The 16,999-nt window shown below is 34.7% G+C and carries 18 protein-coding genes; 10 read left to right on the top strand and 8 right to left on the bottom strand.

Going from position 1 to position 16,999, the window contains the following annotated elements; translation table 11 throughout:
- Genes flgD through flgJ form a run of 7 tightly spaced genes read left to right on the top strand, consistent with a single transcriptional unit; the run spans position 1 to position 6,363 of the window.
- Complete coding sequence (flgD, locus tag A9G17_RS06410) at positions 1 to 714, top strand: flagellar hook assembly protein FlgD (protein ID WP_065737999.1); 714 nt, start codon at positions 1 to 3, stop codon at positions 712 to 714.
- A 16-nt stretch (positions 715 to 730) separates the two neighbouring features.
- Positions 731 to 1,942: a flagellar hook protein FlgE gene (gene flgE, locus A9G17_RS06405; protein WP_065737998.1), complete on the top strand. Its 1,212-nt coding sequence runs from the start codon at positions 731 to 733 to the stop codon at positions 1,940 to 1,942.
- A gap of 14 nt (positions 1,943 to 1,956) precedes the next feature.
- Entirely contained in the window at positions 1,957 to 2,712 is a 756-nt protein-coding gene (locus tag A9G17_RS06400; RefSeq protein ID WP_065737997.1) for a flagellar basal body rod protein FlgF, read from the top strand.
- Positions 2,713 to 2,724: 12 nt separating this feature from the next.
- A complete protein-coding gene (flgG, locus tag A9G17_RS06395; RefSeq protein ID WP_065737996.1) occupies positions 2,725 to 3,507 on the top strand; it encodes a flagellar basal-body rod protein FlgG in 783 nt (260 codons plus the stop codon).
- 10 nt (positions 3,508 to 3,517) lie between these two features.
- Positions 3,518 to 4,207 carry a flagellar basal body L-ring protein FlgH gene (locus A9G17_RS06390; protein WP_065737995.1) on the top strand — a complete coding sequence of 230 codons (690 nt, stop codon included), beginning with the start codon at positions 3,518 to 3,520 and terminating at the stop codon, positions 4,205 to 4,207.
- A gap of 11 nt (positions 4,208 to 4,218) precedes the next feature.
- Positions 4,219 to 5,328, top strand: a complete 1,110-nt coding sequence (locus A9G17_RS06385) for a flagellar basal body P-ring protein FlgI (protein ID WP_081301699.1) — start codon at positions 4,219 to 4,221, stop codon at positions 5,326 to 5,328.
- 15 nt (positions 5,329 to 5,343) lie between these two features.
- Positions 5,344 to 6,363: a flagellar assembly peptidoglycan hydrolase FlgJ gene (gene flgJ, locus A9G17_RS06380; protein ID WP_065737994.1), complete on the top strand. Its 1,020-nt coding sequence runs from the start codon at positions 5,344 to 5,346 to the stop codon at positions 6,361 to 6,363.
- Positions 6,364 to 6,492: 129 nt separating this feature from the next.
- On the opposite strand, the gene flgL is transcribed toward flgJ, so the two are convergent.
- The 8 genes from flgL to A9G17_RS06340 form a co-directional block, all read right to left on the bottom strand.
- Positions 6,493 to 7,431 (bottom strand): flagellar hook-associated protein FlgL, encoded by a 939-nt coding sequence (flgL, locus tag A9G17_RS06375; protein WP_065737993.1) that lies wholly within the window; start codon positions 7,429 to 7,431, stop codon positions 6,493 to 6,495.
- 15 nt (positions 7,432 to 7,446) lie between these two features.
- Positions 7,447 to 9,090 (bottom strand): flagellar hook-associated protein FlgK, encoded by a 1,644-nt coding sequence (flgK, locus tag A9G17_RS06370; protein ID WP_065737992.1) that lies wholly within the window; start codon positions 9,088 to 9,090, stop codon positions 7,447 to 7,449.
- A gap of 164 nt (positions 9,091 to 9,254) precedes the next feature.
- On the bottom strand, positions 9,255 to 10,148 hold the full coding sequence (gene motB, locus A9G17_RS06365) for a flagellar motor protein MotB (RefSeq protein WP_065737991.1): 894 nt from the start codon (positions 10,146 to 10,148) through the stop codon (positions 9,255 to 9,257).
- Complete coding sequence (gene motA, locus A9G17_RS06360; protein WP_065737990.1) at positions 10,148 to 11,035, bottom strand: flagellar motor stator protein MotA; 888 nt, start codon at positions 11,033 to 11,035, stop codon at positions 10,148 to 10,150. The genes motB and motA overlap by 1 nt, the downstream gene beginning before the upstream one ends.
- A gap of 43 nt (positions 11,036 to 11,078) precedes the next feature.
- Positions 11,079 to 11,684, bottom strand: a complete 606-nt coding sequence (gene flhC / locus A9G17_RS06355) for a flagellar transcriptional regulator FlhC (RefSeq protein ID WP_065737989.1) — start codon at positions 11,682 to 11,684, stop codon at positions 11,079 to 11,081.
- 15 nt (positions 11,685 to 11,699) lie between these two features.
- Positions 11,700 to 12,020 (bottom strand): flagellar transcriptional regulator FlhD, encoded by a 321-nt coding sequence (gene flhD / locus A9G17_RS06350; RefSeq protein WP_065739108.1) that lies wholly within the window; start codon positions 12,018 to 12,020, stop codon positions 11,700 to 11,702.
- 190 nt (positions 12,021 to 12,210) lie between these two features.
- Entirely contained in the window at positions 12,211 to 12,927 is a 717-nt protein-coding gene (locus A9G17_RS06345) for an RNA polymerase sigma factor FliA (protein WP_065737988.1), read from the bottom strand.
- Positions 12,928 to 13,102: 175 nt separating this feature from the next.
- Positions 13,103 to 13,915, bottom strand: a complete 813-nt coding sequence (locus tag A9G17_RS06340) for a flagellin N-terminal helical domain-containing protein (RefSeq protein ID WP_065737987.1) — start codon at positions 13,913 to 13,915, stop codon at positions 13,103 to 13,105.
- A gap of 335 nt (positions 13,916 to 14,250) precedes the next feature.
- Between A9G17_RS06340 and fliD the strand changes: the two genes are divergently transcribed.
- Genes fliD through fliT form a run of 3 tightly spaced genes read left to right on the top strand, consistent with a single transcriptional unit; the run spans position 14,251 to position 16,433 of the window.
- Positions 14,251 to 15,684 carry a flagellar filament capping protein FliD gene (fliD, locus tag A9G17_RS06335; RefSeq protein ID WP_081301698.1) on the top strand — a complete coding sequence of 478 codons (1,434 nt, stop codon included), beginning with the start codon at positions 14,251 to 14,253 and terminating at the stop codon, positions 15,682 to 15,684.
- 9 nt (positions 15,685 to 15,693) lie between these two features.
- Positions 15,694 to 16,071, top strand: a complete 378-nt coding sequence (fliS, locus tag A9G17_RS06330; protein ID WP_065737985.1) for a flagellar export chaperone FliS — start codon at positions 15,694 to 15,696, stop codon at positions 16,069 to 16,071.
- An 8-nt stretch (positions 16,072 to 16,079) separates the two neighbouring features.
- The gene (fliT, locus tag A9G17_RS06325) at positions 16,080 to 16,433 is read left to right on the top strand and encodes a flagellar protein FliT (protein WP_065737984.1); all 354 of its coding nucleotides are present in this window, start codon (positions 16,080 to 16,082) and stop codon (positions 16,431 to 16,433) included.
- The last annotated feature ends 566 nt before the right edge of the window (positions 16,434 to 16,999 follow it).

Raw genomic sequence — 16,999 nt, 5'->3', positions numbered from 1 at the left:
ATGGGTATTTCTAATGTAGCAGTGTCAGAATCATCAAATATGACCAGTCCAGTCAGAAAAGGGACATCTGATGGAAACTCTAGTCAGGAATTACAAGATAATTTTTTAACATTACTTATTGCCCAAATGAAGAATCAAGATCCCACCAATCCAATGGACAACAGTCAGCTAACCTCACAACTTGCTCAAATTAATACATTAGCAGGTATTGAACGACTGAATACGACTTTAGGTATGGTTTCTGGTCAAATTGACGATAGTCTATCCGTCAATGCAAGTAATATGATTGGTAAAGGTGTCATGGTTCCAGGTAATAAAATTTTGGTTGCCACATCAGATGTCGAAGGGTCAGAAACGGAAAAAGAGACCATTACCACACCATTTGGCTTTGAACTTATGCGTGATGCTGATTCAGTGGTTGTCACCATAAAAGATGAAAATGGCAATGTTGTACGTGAGGTCGATTTAGGTTCGATTCCTGCTGGGGTCAGTTCTTTTACTTGGGATGGTGAACTTAATGATGGAACTAAGGCACCAGACGGTAGCTACACGTTTTCGATTAATGCCAGCTACGATGGGCAAAAAGTATCATCAACACCATTATCTTACTCTGTTGTATATGGAGTAATTAATAGCAAAGTTAACAATAAAGTATTACTAGATTTAGGAATACTGGGTTCAATTAGTATTGACGAAGTGCGTCAAATTCTTTAAAGGGGAATAAGTTCATATGGGGTTTTCTCAAGCAATTAGTGGTATGAATGCCGCTTCAAAACAATTAGATGTTATTGGTAATAATATTGCTAATTCTGCAACGGTTGGCTTTAAAAGTGCTAGTATCTCATTTGCTGATATCTATGCGGGCTCAAAAGTTGGAATGGGCGTTAAAGTTGCATCGGTTATGCAAAATTTTAATGATGGTACGACGACTTCAACCAATAATAGTTTAGATGTTGCCATTTCTGGTAATGGATTTTTTCGATTAGTGGATAGCAGCGGGCAAATCTATTATACCCGTAATGGTCAGTTCCAATTAGATGCTGCGCGTAATATCGTATCTGCCGATGGATTACAATTAACTGGCTATTTAGCAACAGGTACGCCACCACAAATCCAACAAGGCGCTGCACCTGGCCCATTAAAAATTTCGCAAGAGATGTTAAATGCATCAGCAACCAGTAAGGCTTCTTTGCAAACGAATTTAAATTCAAACAGTAAAGTTCCAGAAAAACAACCGATTAATGCAACAGATGCTGACACATTTAATTATTCAACCACCATTACAACTTATGACTCCTTAGGTAATCAACGTAATGTTCAGCTTTTTTATGTTAAAACTGCAGATAACCAATGGGATGTTCATTATCTTGATAACAGCGATCCTAATGCAACTCTTCAAACATTAGGAAAAATGGAATTTGACTCATCTGGCAAATTAATCAGTGATCCAGAAATGACTATCAATCTTAATGGCCTAAATGGATCAGCTGATAATACTTTTACATTGTCATTAGCAAACAGTACTCAACAAAATATGGGTAAAGAAGTCGGTAGTGTTAAAACCCCTATCGTTGATGGTTATGCTGCAGGTGATCTAGTTGGCTATAGTATTAATGATGATGGCACAATTTATGGTGTTTATTCTAACCAACAAACCATGTTATTAGGTCAAATTGCCATGGCTGATTTTGCCAATGTCAATGGATTAGAATCAGCGGGCAACAATAACTGGCGATCAACGCTTAACTCTGGAGCAGAAGTATTAGGTTCTGCCAATAGTGGGACGTTTGGATCACTAGCCAGCGGTGCGGTTGAATCGTCTAATGTTGATATGAGTCAAGAACTGGTCAATATGATTGTGGCTCAACGTAATTATCAATCAAATTCACAAACCATTAAAACTCAAGACCAAATACTTAATACGTTGGTTAATTTGCGTTAGTTTAAGGATTATTTATGGATCGGGTTATTTATACTGCAATGTCGGGCGCAAGCCAAACTCTTAATCAGCAGGCGGTTACCTCACATAATCTGGCTAATGTATCAACGGTGGGATTTCGTGCTCAATTAACTGCAATGAAAGCCGTGCCAATAGTTGGTAATGATATGCCGACACGAACGATGGTTGCTGCAACTACACCAACCTACGATTCAACAATGGGAGCATTTAATTATACGGGACGAAACTTAGATGTCGCCCTATCTCAAGACGATTGGCTAGCTGTTCAGTTAGCAGATGGTCGTGAGGGTTATACTCGTAATGGTGCAATTGAGATTGATGAAAACGGGGGACTTTATATTCAAGGTCATCCATTAATGGGTGATAACGGTGTTTTAACTGTACCACAACAATCTCAAGTAAGTGTTAGTAGTGATGGTACGCTTTCTGCTTTAGGTGCAGGTGATAAACCGACCACGATAGCCCAAGTCGGTAAAATAAAAAAAGTCCATCTTTTGCCACAAGAAATTGAGCGTGGCGATGATGGTTTTTTTCATTTAACACAAGCGACACAAGATGAGCGTGGCACAGTAATGCCAGATAATCCAAAAGCTCAATTAATGTCAGGGGTATTAGAAGGCAGTAATGTGAATCCTGTTACCGCTATGGTGGATTTAATCTCTCATGCACGTCAATTTGAAATGCAAATGAAAGAAATCACGACTGCTGATGAAAATGCTCAAAAAGCGAATCAAATTTTATCACTTACATAGGAAGGAATAGCAATGATTAAATCATTATGGATTGCTAAAACGGGATTAACCGCCCAACAGATGAATATGGATATTATCTCTAACAATTTAGCCAACGTTAGTACCAGTGGTTTTAAACGTCAGAGAGCAGTATTTGAAGATTTACTTTATCAAACTGTTCGCCAACCAGGAGCACAATCTTCTGAGCAAACAACTTTACCATCTGGTTTGCAAATTGGTACGGGCGTTCGTCCTGTTGCAACCGAACGTATTCATAGCCAAGGTAATTTGGAATCAACAGATAATAGCAGTGATGTGGCCATTAATGGACAAGGTTTTTTCCAAGTTTTATTACCTGATGGTACTCAAGCTTATACGCGTAATGGTGCGTTTCAAGTCAATCAAAATGGTCAATTGGTTACCGCAGCAGGTTATGAGATTCAGCCTACTATCAATATTCCATCCAATGCTATCAAAATGACCGTTGCGCGCGATGGTGTGGTCAATGTGACATTAGCCAACCAATCAACACAAGTACAAGTTGGGCAGTTAACGTTACATACGTTTATTAACGATACTGGTCTAGAAAGTATGGGTGAAAATCTGTATTTAGAAACCGAAAGTTCAGGTGCACCAACAGAAAACACACCAGGACTAAATGGAGCAGGTTTGCTGTATCAAGGTTATACCGAAACGTCTAACGTTAATGTTGCAGAAGAGTTAGTTAATATGATTCAAGTACAACGTGCTTACGAAATTAACAGTAAAGCCATTTCTGCATCGGATCAAATGCTACAACGTTTAAATCAACTTTAAAGATAATAACATGATAAATATAGTGAAATATCTTTATATTCTCATGGCGTTTTTTCTTTTAAGTTGTGCACAGTTTCCTAAAAAAGCGTTGGTTGAGGGGGAAACTAGCATCGTGCCAAAAATGCCTGATATCGTCAATACCAGCGGTTCGATCTATCAGGCTGCCCAACCGAGTAGTTTTGGTTATCAACCTATGTTTGAAGATCGCCGTCCACGCAACATTGGTGATGTATTAACAATTGTTTTACAAGAAAATGTTAGTGCCAGCAAAAGCTCATCAGTTAATGCAGGTCGTAATGGTGCATTAAATGTAGGAGTAAAAACTGTACCTCATTTTTTAGATGGACTTGTTGGTCGAGGTAAAGCCGATACAGATATCTCAGGCAGTAATGATTTTAAAGGATCGGGCGGTGCAAATGCTAAAAATACCTTTAGCGGTACAATCACTGTAACTGTGCAAAATGTCATGATTAATGGCAACTTGAAAGTTATTGGTGAAAAACAGATTGCGATTAATCAAGGCACCGAATTTATAAGATTTTCTGGTGTAGTTAATCCAAGAACCATCAGTGGTAATAATACTGTTATTTCAACACAAGTTGCTGATGCCCGTATTGAATATGTCGGTAATGGCTACATTGATGAAGCGCAAACTATGGGGTGGTTACAGCGCCTATTTTTAAATTTTTCACCATTTTAATGAGTATCATCATGCTAAATAAATTACGTATTTTTATCAATTTTATCGGTATGACCTTATTGATCACTCCAGTATGTTACGCCGAACCTATTCGTGATCTTGTTACTATTCAAGGAGTAAGAGAAAATGCCTTAGTAGGCTATGGTATTGTGGTTGGACTTGATGGTACAGGCGATCAAACTTCACAAACACCTTTTACTATTCAAAGTATCACGAATATGTTATCGCAATTGGGGATAACGGTTCCATCAGGCAGTAACATGCAACTAAAAAATGTGGCAGCAGTAATGGTGACAGCCAAATTACCTTCTTATGCACGAGTTGGGCAACAAATTGATGTTGTGGTGTCTTCTTTGGGAAATGCTAAAAGTTTGCGTGGCGGTACATTAATTATGACACCACTAAAAGGCACCGATAATCAAGTTTATGCTATTGCTCAAGGTAATTTATTTGTGGGTGGAATGGGAGCAAGTAGCAAGGGTTCAAGTGTAAGTGTTAATCAAACAGCAGGGGCGACCATTCCGAATGGCGCGACAATCGAACGTGAGCTTGCTATTCGTTTAGATGAACAAGATACGATTCATTTACACCTTAATCAATTTGATTTTACTCGAGCCTTAAAAATATCTGAGGCAATTAATAAGTTACAAAAAAATATAGCGGTTGCGATGGACGGCACTACCGTTACCGTAACAATGCCTAAGGATAATCAGGCGCGAGTAAAGTTATTGTCACGTATACAAAATCTTGAAATTGGTAATACACCCATTTCAGCTAAAGTGGTGTTAAATACACGTACTGGCGTTGTGGTGATGAATCAAAAAGTTAAATTAGATAATTGTGCTGTTGCTCATGGTAATTTATCGGTTGTAGTCAATAACAAATTAAAAGTGAGTCAACCTAATACACCATTGACAGACGGAAAAACTGTCGTTGTTCCGGATGAGGAAGTTAGCATTGAACAAGATGGTGGTGCACTGCATAATTTGGCTTCAGGTACCGACTTAAACCGAGTTATTCATTCACTTAATTTATTGGGCGCAAATCCTACGGAGTTAATGTCCATACTTGAAGCATTAAAAACAGCAGGTTGTTTACACGCCGCGCTGGAGACGATTTAAAACAGAATTATTAATATGAAAAATTTAGTTAATCAGTCCATTAATCGTTTTGCTTATGATTTTTCAAGCATTAACCAATTAAGACGCGATGCAGTTAGTGGATCAAATGAAAGCATTAAACAAGTTGCGGATCAGTTTGAAACATTATTTGTTAATATGATGATGCAATCTATGCGCAAGGCCGTTCCTAATGGTGGTTTATTTAATCAATCTGCCATGCAACTATTTACCTCTATGTTTGATCAGCAAATTGCCCAGCAAACAGCAGGAAAAGGCCTTGGGCTCGCTAATATTATTGCCAAACAATTAACGAATCAGCCTCATTCTGCGGTTAATATTAATGCACAATCTCAAGCAAACAATAATCAAACTAATATGCAATTAGCACAATCTTTATTTAGTGGTAATTCATCAAATTTATCTCCAGCCGCATTAGGTCAATTGCTCTATCAGCAACATAAAGCCAATAATTTAACTAATGCTGACGTCAACCAATTATCATCACCAACTAATCATTCTGATCAAGACCATATCACGCAATTTGTAGTTGAATGGTTTGAACCAGCTAAAAAAGCCGCGAAAGCTTCAGGTATTCCTTATGAAGTTATTATTGCTCAAGCCGCATTAGAAACAGGTTGGGGTAAAAAACAGATAAAAACAGCCGATAATCAGCCAAGTCATAACTATTTTGGTATAAAAGCGTCGCCATCATGGAAAGACAGTTCTACTCGTTTAACAACACAAGAATTTTTAAATAACAATAGAGTTAAAATTCAAGATGATTTTAGAGTGTATAATAGTAAACAACATGCAATAACGGATTACCTTAATTTACTCACTAAAAATCCACGTTATCGTGCGGTGGTTAATGCGCCCGATGCAAGAACAGCTGCTAAAGCATTACAAGATGCTAATTATGCAACCGATCCTAACTATAGCGAAAAACTGATTCAAATTATCAATCGTATTGAGACAATTGCTAAAAGTATACCGCCAAAATCCCTATCTGGTTTTAGACAAATTGCTTTTAAATAGTATTGGAATAAATTGATTTTAACTTAAAGAAATTAATGAGCAGGAGGCTTTTTCCTCCTGTTTTTTATGTATATATTTTAAATATAATGTATTAACGTTTTTGTATAAATGAAGTTTAGTGACAATCAGCTATTTCATTTGAAATAACGACATGTTTTGCATATTCATAAAAGTATATTGTGCCGCTTGTAAATTTGCTTGTAACATCACATAGTCTGAAATGGCTTCATACCAATCAACATCTTCGATTTGACTAATTTGCGTTTCAAAATCGATGTCCAAGGTCTTACCAAGAGCTGTTAATCTTTCGACTTCTGCCAGTACATTACCACCCGATGATCTCACGGTTGATATGTTTTCAAACGAGTTATCGACTCCTTGGCTGGCTTTGGATAGCCCTTCTCTAAATTGCGCAATCGAATTAGGATCGTTGTCATCTAAACCAATTTGTAATGCTTCAAGAGCATAATCAATGCTGGCAAAAACATCACTTTCAACAGCACTATTAGCACCCATCATAAAAATTTGCTCACCAGTAAAGCTCATTGCTACTTCACGTGTTTCATCAATAAATATGTTAATGGTTGTTGAGCCACCGACATAATTAACTTTGCCATTTTCATCGACAACAAAAGGAGGCGTGTCATTTTTGTTACCAGCAAACAGATAATTCCCATTCGTGTCTTTGGCATTGGCTAAGGATATTAACTGATCTTTTAATCCTTGTAGTTTATTGGCTAAATCAAGTCTGTTTTCATCGTTTAGCGTTTCATTACCTGCATAAACTAATGTTTCTTGAATTGATTGGATAACGGTATTTGCTTCTTTTAGTATGGTATCTTGGCGACTTAACGAGTTATTAGCACTTTCACGTGCAGCCTGAAATTGATTATTTCTCGATTGTGAATGTTTTAATATTAAGGCTTGTGATGAACCCATTGGATCATCCGACGGCGATAAGATTTTTTTACCCGTTGCTAAATGTAATCCTGATTTTTGCCATTTATTATTGGTATCTAAAATACTATTTAAATTTTTTTGATACATTGAATTAGTACTAACACGCATATTTTAATCCTTTTATCATTTAGCCAAACCTAAAATGGTATCGAATATTGTAGTTGCAGCATCAATAATCTTTGCATTAGCTTGGTAATACTGCATATAAACTTGCATAGAAATATATTCTTCTTCAATATTCACACCCGATATAGATTGATTTTGCTCATAAATTTCTTGGGTAATATTTTGACTGGATTGCGCTGAAATTTTAGCGGTTTGTGTTTCACTTCCCACATAACTGACCAACGCGTTATAAGCACTATTTAAGGTTTTCGTACCATTAATTAATTTTTCATTTTGAATATCAAGTAATTTGGCAACATTACGGTTGTCACCATTACCATTTTCATCGTCATTAATGCCTGTTGCAAATTTATTCACATCTTTTACTAATAGCTGTAATGATGATGCTACATCGGCAACAGGTTTAAGTAAAAAGCTATCGCCTGCAACTGGATTGCCATTTATTTCAATAGATAATCCGTCAAATAATAACTTGCCATCTTCAACTTGTGGTGTAATTTGTTTACTATCTGATAATCTGGTTACTACCCAATCGTTACCATTGAACTCAATTTTATAATCAGACGCTTTTATATCTGTCACTGAGTGGTAATTGATTTTAGCTGTAGCATTGCCTTGATTTTTGGCGTTAGCAATACTGCTAGGAGACTGATAATCAAATAATTTTTCGCCAGGATTGCCATTAACATCGACACCTGACATATGTACTTCATTAAAACGTTCAGCTAAATTTAATGCAATTAAACCTAGCTGATTACGTGCTTCAAGGAGTGGTCCATCACGAAAAGCTAATAATCCATTTAATCGGCCTGACGCAATATTTTGGCTTGTTAGCTCTTGAGTTGCGCCAGAATTATGCGTGTAAATAATCGTATTTAAAGCAGGATCATCTTTAGACGGTTGTACCGATAATTGAGTTGCCGAAGATCCTTGTACTAGACTTAAACCATTAGGAAGCGAAATATTATATTCTCCATTTTGCTCGGTAACTGTTATTCCGATCATTTCGCTTAATTCATTAACTAATTGATCTCGTTCATCAAGTAGTGCATTAGGTTCATGTCCACCACTTACTGCCTGTAATCTTGCAATTTTTTGATTAAGGTCAGCAATTTGTTTAGTGTATGAGTTAATGGTATCAACGTTATTAACGATTTCAGTATTGATATTGGCAATCTGATTTTTTAAATTTAACTCTGTTTTATTGAACTGACTTACTAAAGAGTTAAGATCATTAATAACAGTTTGTTTCGAAGCCGCATTACCTGCATCAGAGGAAAGCTTATTTAAACTAGTAAACAGATTATTTAATTGTGAAGAAATACTGTTTTCATTCTCAGCTAATAAATTATCGACTTTTGATAATTCATTGTAATAAGCTTTTATCGAACCATTTTGTGATTGTGATTGACGTAATTGCCCTACCACAAAACTATTATACGCTCGATTAACTGATGATACTGATACCCCATTACCAACAAATCCATAATTATATTTAGTGCCATTTGCTTGCCGCAAAATTTGCTGCTGGCGATTATAACCAACGGTATGTGCATTACTAATGTTATTACTTATCACATTAAGCATATTTTGTGCTGCATTTAATCCACTAATACCTGTATTCATCAATGAATTTGACATAATAGCTCCTAAATATAATTTCAGTTAATAACCAAATTATTAACTTAAAAGGTTATCTTTTATATCGGACTAAAATCGTAAAACTTTAGTTATTTTTAGATAAAATTGGTTTTTTTTAGATTTTAATTTTTTTAGCGTATATAATTAAATTGTTTTTATTGGTATTACTCTGATTTAATTGATTTTGCTTGTTTTAAAAAATCTATTCCTGTCATCGTATTTTCATCTTCAATATATTGTTGTGCCGACTTATTCAAAATTAAAATACTAATACGACGATTAGCATCTTTGCTATAATTTTTATTATTCAAACTAACTGTATCGGCAAGAGCAATAATGCGAATAATCTTGCCAGAATCTAATCCACCAGCAATAAGTTCCCTTCTTGATGAATTAGCTCTATCAGCCGATAGCTCCCAGTTACTATACCCTCGATCACCCGTTACATATTGACGCTCATCAGTGTGACCAGATAATGTCATTTTGTTTGGCAAAGAATTTAAAATTGGTGCAAGTGCATGTAAAATGTGTTGCATGTCAGAATGAATAACGGCACTTCCTACTTCAAACATGGGGTTGTCATCCGTTGCTAGAATTTGAATCCGTAATCCCAATTCAGTTAATTCAATAATCAGGTTGGCCGCTAATTTTTTTAACCTCGGATCGATCTCAAACACTTCATAGATTTTTTGAGCTGTTTTTATAAGCTCTAATTTTTCAAGTTGTTTAGATTCAGATTCTGTTAGGCTTTGGTTTGAAAGCGTATTTGTTTCTTCACCTAATTTTTTAATAACATCGTCACCACCACCTGGAATAGGACTTTCACTATCACTTAGGTTTTTACCGCCATTTTGTCCTAAAATAAGAGGTGTTCTAAAATATTCTGCAATACCTTGTAATTCTTGCGGACTCGCTTTGGAAATTAACCACATGACCAAAAAAAGTGCCATCATTGCTGTCATAAAGTCAGCATAAGCAATTTTCCACGAACCACCATGGTGACTGCCACCATGCCCGGATTTTTTTTTAGTGATTATTCTTACAGATTTGTCTTTCATTATTTGTTATTTTCATTTGAGTTGGCATTTTTATCTTTTACGTCTTGGATATATTTTTCTAATTCAAAGAAAGATGGTCTTTCATGAGAAAATAACGTTTTTCGTCCAAATTCAATGCAAATTTGCGGAGCATAGTCGTGCATACTTGCAATAAGTATGACTTTGGTACACTCCAGCGTTTTTATCACACTGGCGTTTCTTTGCTTTAATAACGCCGCTAGTGGTGAGACAAATCCATAAGCAAGCAAAATACCTAGAAAAGTTCCTACCATGGCGTGAGCAATAAGTTCTCCCAATTCACTTGCTGGTCTGTCTGCTTGTGCTAACGTATTGATAACTCCCATAACCGCAGCCACAATACCAAAAGCAGGTAATCCATCTCCAACAGCTGAAATTGCATCAGCAGGTTTTTCTAATTCGTGAGTATAAGTCTCAATCTCCTCATTCATTAGTGCTTCAATTTCAAATACATTCATATTGCCACTAATCATTAATCGCAAATAATCAGTAATAAAGTCGCAGATTTGAGGACTTGCTAAAATAAGTGGATATTTTTTAAATAATTCGCTTTCTTTTGGATTATCAATATCAGATTCAATGGATAATGTACCATTTTGTCGAATTTTGGTAAGAATGGTGTACATTAAATTAATAAGAGTTAGATAAAGTGTTTTATTATATTTGGATGATTTAAACAATTGACCTAATGCTTTAAGTGTCGATTTTATTACTTTCTTTTCATTGCTGACAATAAAAGCCCCGATTGCAGTTCCTCCAATAATTAGAAACTCTAATGGTTGAAAAAGAACTGCTAAATAACCACCACTTAAAACATAACCAAGTAGTGCAGAAGCGATAACAACAATATAACCTATAATTATTAGCATTGGATTTCCTTTTTCTCCATAATTAATGTTTCTACTATTAATTTCAAACTGTCATTTTTTTAGCAATTGCTGAATTAAAACCACTAGGTATTGATAATACCTGCAAACACTTTGCATGGTTTTCTTTAGGGGTTTTATTATTCTTTTCCGCTCTTGATGGTGGCTGACATAAACTGCAAATAAAACTGTTGTATGGTTGGTAAGCATGTGTGATAAATCGTCCATGACACTCTTTACAACAGGATTGTTGCATGACATTACTTTCAACAAATTTGACTAAGATCCAAGCGCGGGTTATTCCTAAGACTGGTTCGTTTTCATGTGAAAATGAACATTGTTCTAAATAAAGTTGGTAGGCTTTTAAAATTGTTTGAATACCAGGCTTTGTGCCATGTTTCACTAAAAAATGGTAAGCGTTGTAAAATATACTAGAGTGAATATTGGGTTCCCAAGTCATAAACCATGTGGTGGAGAACGGTAATAAACCTTTAGGAGGAGGGCAGCCTTGAATTTCTTTATACAGTTTTATTAGTTTACCTCGACTTAAATTTGTTTCACTTTCTAGCATTTGAATTCTTGCACCAAGTGAAATTAATCGGGTAGCTAATTGAACTTCCTTATATTTTTGAATGATACTTGTACCTTTCATCCTGAATCCTTTTCACTACTTATTTAATGAATCTAAAAGTAAACTTGATAAAAGTATGCCCGTATGCATTTGTTTTATATCACTTATGCGGGAATCTTCTGTGAGCTTCTTCATCATTTCTGCGTTTTCAAATCGCAATTGAAATGTTAATTGATTAGTTTCGGATAAAACTAACATTTGCGAAGTATTTAAACTGCTAAGTATGTCGGCTGTTTCTTCATCAATACCTAATCGATACATTGCCATCGCTTTATCTTTTTCAAGCATCTTTTGACTTAACAAGAGTGTTGAAAGATTCAAGTGGTGTATACATTTCAAAATATCATCATCTAGTATATTTCCCAATTTAATCACCCATCCATATTCATTTATATCCGTATAAAAAAACGAATATTTGATAAAATAAAACAACAATAATTTTTTTGCACTTAAAATTACATTTTTAAATGAAAAAGGTCAATAAAAAAATTATTTCAATTTATTTTCGAATTATTTTTCTGCGTTTTACTCTTTTAATTCTGTTTTTTTATAAGGTAATCTTACTTTGTATTCGTTTAATTGCTTGACTATGTAACTGACTTACACGAGACTCACTAATATTCATCACGTTACCAATTTCTTTTAAATTCAGTTCTTCTTGATAATAAAGTGCTAAAACCATTTTTTCTTTTTCAGGTAATTTATCTATCTGTTGAATCATGATATTGCGAATTTCATCATTAATGATTGAAGAAAAAGGGTTATTATCAGAGCTTGATTCAATTAATGTGTCGAAGTTATCGCCTAATTTTTTTTGTATTTCATCATAGGAAAATATCTGACTATAATTTGAATCTAATAATACTTTGTGATATTCAGTAATAGATAATTGCAAATATGCCGCTATCTGATGGTCATTAGGAGGTACACCTAGTTTTTTTTCTAACTCATTAATTGCATTTGTCACATCTTTAATTTTTTTCCGCGTTTGTCTTGGTAACCAATCTCGACTACGCAGTTCATCTAGCATAGCGCCTTTTATTCTAGGAATGGCAAATGTGGTAAATGAATAACCTTGGGAAGCATCATACCGCTTTATGGTCTCTAACAAACCGATATAACCTACTTGTAATAAGTCATCAAGTTCAATTGTGGTTGGCAAACGAACCGCTAATTTAAGTGCTTCATTACGAACTAAATAGATATACTGTTGCCAATCAATTTGATTCACTATACCTTGAGAGTTATACAGGCTATCACTCATTTTCTGAACCAATGTAAAAAAATGCTAACGAATATTATCACGCTAATTGATTGAATTAATGGCTAGAATAAGATGAAAAAAATAGGTAATTAACTTTTTTAGCAATAATGGTATTAAAAAATACCATTATTGCTATAGTACAAATTAGAGTGACCATGAATTCTAATTGTATACTTTATTGTAGTAGAGAAAGTACAGATTGAGGTACTTGATTCGCTTGTGCTAATACTGAAGTACCTGCTTGTTGTAAGATTTGACCGCGAGTCATATTAGATACTTCTTCCGCGTAATCTGCATCTTCAATACGGCTGCGCGCTGAACTTAGGTTATTTACAGTATTGTTGATATTAGTTACAGTTGACTCAAAACGATTTTGTACCGCACCAAGCTCACCACGTAATTCATCAATTTTTGATAATGCCGCATCAATTGTTTTTAATGGATCCGCAGTTGGAGCATCTGATACATTGAAACCATTTAAACCTAATTTTTCACTGTCAATTTGTTTCAAGTTGATAGCAATGATTTCACCATCGTTTGCACCTACTTGAATGTTAAGAGTTTTATCTTCAGATAATACTTTAGTACCATTAAAGTCAGTTTGTGCAGATACACGGTCGATCTCTTGTAAACGTTGATCGATTTCATTTTGAATTGATACAAGATCGCTTTCAGAGTTAGTACCGTTTGCCGCTTGAACAGTTAACTCACGAATACGTTGTACGTTATTGTTGATTTCGTTTAATGCCCCTTCAGTTGTTTGTGCAATTGAGATACCGTCATTTGCATTACGTGCTGCTTGAGTTAAACCACGAATACTTGAAGAAAAACGATTAGCAATTGCTTGACCTGCTGCATCATCTTTAGCACTGTTGATACGCATACCAGATGATAAACGCTCAATTGCAGTTCCAAGAACGCTTTGAGAATGATTTAGGTTGTTTCTTGCCATTAAAGACATCGTATTGGTATTAATTACCTGTGCCATTTTTATCTCCTTTAATATAATAAGTTTGATCAACACGATATTGAAGAAAATAATTCAATACGTTTGCTGATAATTTAGTTATCGGTTTTAAAAAAAGAAACTTTAGTATTTTTTTCCACGAATATTGGTTTTAAAAAAAAATATTTAAAAATAAATAATATTATTTTTATTTTTCAATTAGTTATATAAATATCATTTATACAAAATATATCCTACTCTGTTAAACAATCTCAGATTGTTACTTTTAATCTGTGAATTTATTCTCAATACTAAACTTTTTATTACATTGGTCGATAAAACAAGTAATGAAAGAATTTATATTAGGATAATTAATCATGGCAATGAGTATTTTAGGAATTGGTTCTGGTATTGATTTAAATGAAGTATTAGATCAATTAGAAGCCGTTGAAAAAAATCGTCTTACCCCAATAAAAGCGCAGCAAAAAACAATAAATAATAAGATTAGTGGTTTTGGCAAGTTAAAAAGTGCGTTATCCACATTTAATAGTGCGACAGCAAAATTGCAAAAAAAAGAAATTTTTCATGGACGTACAGTATCAGGTAATGACAATTATTTTACGACTAATGTAAGCAGTAATGCTCAATTGGGTAATTATGCGGTTAGTGTAGAACAACTTGCTCGTGCACACAGCGTTGCAACCAACGTGGTAAATGATAAAAATGCAGCGCTCGGCAATGATAATGAAACTCGAACGCTTACCATTGAACAAGCTAATGGCCAAAAGTTAAATGTTACTTTATCCAAAGATGAGACGTCGTTAGAGTCGATTGCCAATGCGATCAATCAAGCGAAAGTGGTTAATGAAGATGGTTCGACCAGTGAATCAACCGTAAATGCAACCATTGTGCGTTCTGGAACGAGTAGTTATCAGCTCGTTATTACATCAAAAGAAACCGGTGAGCAACAAGCCATTACTTCTGTTTCATCGGATGATGATAAGCTTAATTCACTCATTGGTTTCGATATTCATCAAGCTGATTCATCGGCAATGAGTGAAGTCGCTAAAGCGCAAGATGCCAAATTTAGTTTTAATGGTATTACGGTTAATAGTGCATCAAATACTGTTAAAGATGTTATTCCAGGTGTTGATATCACGTTAAAAGCGGTCACAACTACCTCACAAAATTTAACTATCGCGGCCGATAATGAAAAAACGCAAGAGGCACTTAAAGAGTGGGTGGATGCATTTAATCAATTGCAATCAACCATATCAACCTTAACGCAATTTACTGCCAGCGATGCCAATTCAGATGAATTAAATAGTAATAATGGACCACTAATTGGAGATTCCACACTACGTAATATTGATCAAAGCATTCGCTCTATATTTTCGAAGGGTCAAGCTGGTGAATTATCGGTACTGTCACAAATTGGTATCAATATGGACAGCAATGGCAAGTTGGTGATTAAAGAAAACGAATTGGAAAAAGCCCTTAAAGAAAATAGTGAAGCGGTAGCCATTTTATTTACAGGCGATGGTGAAACAACAGGCATTGCTAACGAAGTGTTTGCCAAAGTAAGTAGCTTTATAGATAGTGATGGTATGATTGATACTGCAACTAATGGTTTAAATTCAACACTAAAATCATTAGATAAACGCTATGATCAAGTCAATAACTCCATTGACCAAACCATTGAACGGTATCGGGTTCAATTTACCAAATTGGATATTTTGATCAATGAATTAAATGGTATGAGCAATTACCTAACTACCCAATTTGAAATGATGGCTAATTTAAAGAAATAAGGGATAACAATGTATAAAATGGGATCTCAAGCGTATAAGCAAGTTAATTTAGAAACCAGTGTCAGTCAGGCATCACCACATCAGCTTATTGTTTTGTTATTTGACGGTGCACTTAATGCTATTCGACTTGCTGATTTATACATAGAAAAAGGGAATATTGCTGGTAAAGGAAAAGCCATTTCAAAAGCAATTAATATCATTGATAATGGACTTAAAAGTTGTCTTAATTTAGAGCAGGGTGGTGAAATTGCCGAAAACTTAGATCAACTGTATCACTACATTAGCCAGCAATTGGTTTTAGCTAACTTACACAATGATAGGGAAAAACTGCAAACCTGTTTTGATTTGCTTGATAATATTGCTCAAGCTTGGCGAGAGATAGCATAGTGGAGCTAATGGCTTTGAATACTAATTTATTATTAGAACAATATGAGCAACTTAATTATGTTGTTGAACAAATGCTAATTGATACTCAAAAAGAAGATTGGGAATCTTTAATCAGTTGGCAACCTAAATATCATCAGTTAACAGAGGATTTTAAATTAAATGAAGGTTTGACTGTTATTGAAAATATGTCTATACAACAGCAAGATATTATGAAAATGTATTTCAACAATATAATTAATAATCATCAGCAATTAGCCCAATTAATGCATGTACGGCGTAGTGAACTGAGCAAGCTTATTGGCGAACAAGTTGATTATCAAACCAAAATAGGCAGTTATCAAAAAGTAGCCAACCTAGTATAAGTAACTAGATACCCTTGACCTTATTAATTAAATTGGTAATTAATTAAAAGTAATTGAGGAAAAGGGTTTTTAACATATAAAAAACACCTTTCTTCAAATTTTTTATTGATTAGTTTTACATCGTTAACACATACAATTAGCTTGTACTAGCGATTAGTTCACTTTGCAATAACTTGGGCCTTTTGTATCAAGAACCAGATAAGTTCTGATGTTGTTATATGATGTATACTCACAACCTAATGAATTACCTAAAGGATCATTAAGATTGAGTGTCCATTTATGATAACCATTTTCAAATTCTTCAGACCTTAGTTCTGTTTGTAAACATACCTTGCCAAAAAATAAACGAGCATTATAAAGTTTTTAAGTGGCATTGCCCGTTGAAAAGATTGCTGGGAAACTGATCACCTGAGTCTTAACTTGATCCAGACTATTTATTAATGTAAAACTAAATGGCAAACTTTACCATGCCGATTGTATGTAATAACTTGCATGGTGTTAAAAATTAATAATCTTAATTTTTTCAAATAATAAAAATTTAAAAGGAGAGCGATTGATTAGTCGTT

This window comes from Gilliamella sp. wkB7 (assembly GCF_001693435.1).
Lineage (GTDB): Bacteria > Pseudomonadota > Gammaproteobacteria > Enterobacterales > Orbaceae > Gilliamella > Gilliamella apicola_N.
The sequence above is the reverse complement of the archived record's forward strand: the minus strand, read 5'-3'. Positions and strand labels throughout refer to the sequence as shown.